1 protein-coding gene and 2 pseudogenes are annotated in these 2450 nt (G+C 66.7%); 1 reads left to right on the top strand and 2 read right to left on the bottom strand.

Annotated elements, in window-relative coordinates; all coding sequences use genetic code 11:
* Positions 1–706 precede the first annotated feature (706 nt).
* Positions 707–838, top strand: a pseudogene (locus IE94_RS38745) (IS5/IS1182 family transposase); the annotation flags it as partial.
* Between the two features lie 22 nt (positions 839–860).
* Here IE94_RS38745 and IE94_RS41425 read toward each other — a convergent pair.
* Positions 861–1475, bottom strand: coding sequence for a hypothetical protein (locus IE94_RS41425; RefSeq protein WP_051777903.1), 615 nt, complete (start codon positions 1473–1475; stop codon positions 861–863).
* 160 nt (positions 1476–1635) lie between these two features.
* Positions 1636–2397: pseudogene (locus IE94_RS41955) on the bottom strand (transposase domain-containing protein); the annotation flags it as partial.
* Between the last annotated feature and the right edge of the window lie 53 nt (positions 2398–2450).

Below are 2450 nucleotides of genomic sequence, written 5' to 3'. Positions count from 1 at the left end.
TGCAGCCGCGCCGAAAAATCCTTGTAAGCCAGGTGACTCTGATAGGCAAGATCCTCATTGGCCTGCGGCATACGCTCACCCATGACCATAAAAAAGAGATCATTCGCCCAGTCAGGCACCTCAATCGCCATGACGGATCAGCACTCCCCCGACGCCGCTCGTGGTGTTGCAAAACGCCCGGCAAGCAACACTCCGGACTCCCTGGACCCTACCGAAGACGAGGCCGGAAAGTGTGTCGGCCCCCTTTCCCCCATGGCGGCCGGTGCCATGGTCACGGAGCTCAGCCTGCTCAGCGTCGTACACACGTAACTACCGTTCGCCCTTCCCGCCCCGGCGCCGCCGCTCTGCCTCGAACACCCTCGGACGAAGGGTGTCGCCCCAGGCAAAGGCAGCCTTGTCCCAGCGACCTGGCAGTCGTTGACACTCCCACCTCATCTGCATCACGAACTCCGACCGACACAGTTCACGCTACCGGGTGCCGGGGAAGACGCGCTGCCGGGTGTTGGCAGTCGTCCACGGCTTGCAGTGGACGACCCTGGCCACGTGAGCCGAGGTCGTCCCGTTCGCGTTGCCACTGGTCGACGACGAACTGGTGCACGTGCTCGGCGGTCAAGCACCGCGGGTTGCGGCCTCGCGGGAACGTGGAGTTTCAAGAAGCGGAGTTTGTCTTGGATCGTTGTCTCAACTGATCAGCTCAGAAGCCCTGTTGGTTCCATATCCTGCCGCACTCGACCTACCCCACACCCTGGTCGAATGGGTAACCATGCTCATCGTCACCCGTGAAGGTGACCGCCGCTGCAAACTCCCGCCACACCGGCGGGCGCTGATCGCACTGGTGAAGTTTCCCCAAGGCCGGGTAGTTAGCCTTTTCGCAGGTCACGCAAGGGGGCCGTTTCCTGCGTGATGGCCGCGTAGCGCCCCGTGCGGACCCTCTTGATCATTCCTTTCTCGGTCCAGCGGGTGAGTTGTCGGTAGGTGGCGACGAGGGTGACGTCGCCGAGGAGTTCGGCGATCTCCCGTGAGCGCCATAGCCGTTCGGGTTCTTCCTGCAGGATGGCCAGGACACGTGTCATGCGGGTGCTGGTCTGGCCGGGGCCGACGTACTGGGGGACCGTGGTCGTGGGCAGTGCGGGCTCCGGCACCGGCGGCGGCAGGAGCGTGATCGTCGTTGAGGTCACGGCCTTGCTGGTGTCGGGGCGGCCGTCCAGTTTCCTTTCCGCGTAACGGGAGATGGGAGACTTCACCTTGCGGGTGCTGATGCGGGCCCGCCGTGCCGGTGACAGCGCCGACAGGAGCCGCCGGCCGATCTCTCCGATGCCCTGCTCGAAGATGCCGTCCGCACCTACCAGTAGGTCCCGGGCTGTTTGGAGGGCGATGGTGAAACCGCAGCGGTCGGGATCGGTGCCCGGCTGGGACTCCGCAGCCTGGACCATGGTGCGGCGCAGGAGCTGATAGAGGGTGAGCAGGGCCCACATCTCCTGCTCGACGCCCGCCCGATCGTGCGAGCGCAGGACGCGTCCGTGCAGGATGGTGTGGCGCAGCGCGTAGTAGGCGCTCTCGTGCTCCCAGCTGCTCGTGATACAGGTGCACGAGGCGGTCGGCGGGGTAGCGGCGGGCGTCCAGGAGCGTGGTGGCCAGGCGGTAGGAGCCCTCGAACGTGCTGCCGTCGGTGCAGGTGATGCTCACCTGGGTTTCGATGATCCGCACCGGGACGCCGCCGATGACCGAGAGGTAGGAGGAGTCGGCGAGCGGCTTCAGGACCGGTGGGCGGCGGCGCTGGCGGATGCGGCCCAGGACCTGTGCGCCGGTGGCGTGCACGGCGGTGAGGAAGTCGTTGCTGTCAAAGCCCCGGTCCCACAGCACCAGCATCTCGGGGCCCAGATGGTGCAACAGCCTGGTGGCGTAGGAGGTCTCGCCCTCCCGGGTGGGCCCGAAGACCGCAGCGATCACGGCCCGGGTGCCGGTCTCGACCAGCGTCATCAGCTCGACCTGGGGATACCCGCCATGTGGGCACCGCCCCAGCCACTCCCGGTTGCGCTCGCTGTCCGGCACCTTGATCGAGCTGCAGTCGTCGAATGACACCGTCCGGTAAGGACCGAACCGCACCCCCGACGTGGTCGGCCGGGCCAACGGCCCGGCCAGCGCCTCGAACAACGCACGCACCGGCGCGCTGCCGAGCCTTCGGCGCAGGTCACGGAGCGCCTTCGTGTTCGGGCGGACAACCGCAATCCCCGACAGGCCGGCCGTCAGTTTGGCCCACACGAGCCGATAGCCGACCTCGGGGAAGAGACACATCGCCAGCAGGAAGTAGACCCCGACCCGCGAGGGAAGATCCCGCAGCCGGCGCTGCACGGTCCGTGTCTCCGACAAGACCGCATCGACCAGCTCGAACGGCATGATCGGCGTCAGCTCTCCCAGATGGCCCGGCGCGAACCGACCCGCGGCCACTA

It is taken from the genome of Streptomyces violaceorubidus (assembly GCF_000717995.1).
In the GTDB taxonomy this organism is placed as follows: Bacteria; Actinomycetota; Actinomycetes; order Streptomycetales; family Streptomycetaceae; genus Streptomyces; species Streptomyces violaceorubidus.
Note: the sequence above shows the minus strand (reverse complement) of the source record. Positions and strands in the feature narration are given on the sequence as shown.

Bases quoted from the DNA above. Each gene is read 5' to 3' on its own strand.
- IE94_RS41425 (WP_051777903.1), bottom strand. From the start codon at position 1,475: ATGTGGGCCCTGCTCACCCTCTATCAGCTCCTGCGCCGCACCATGGTC.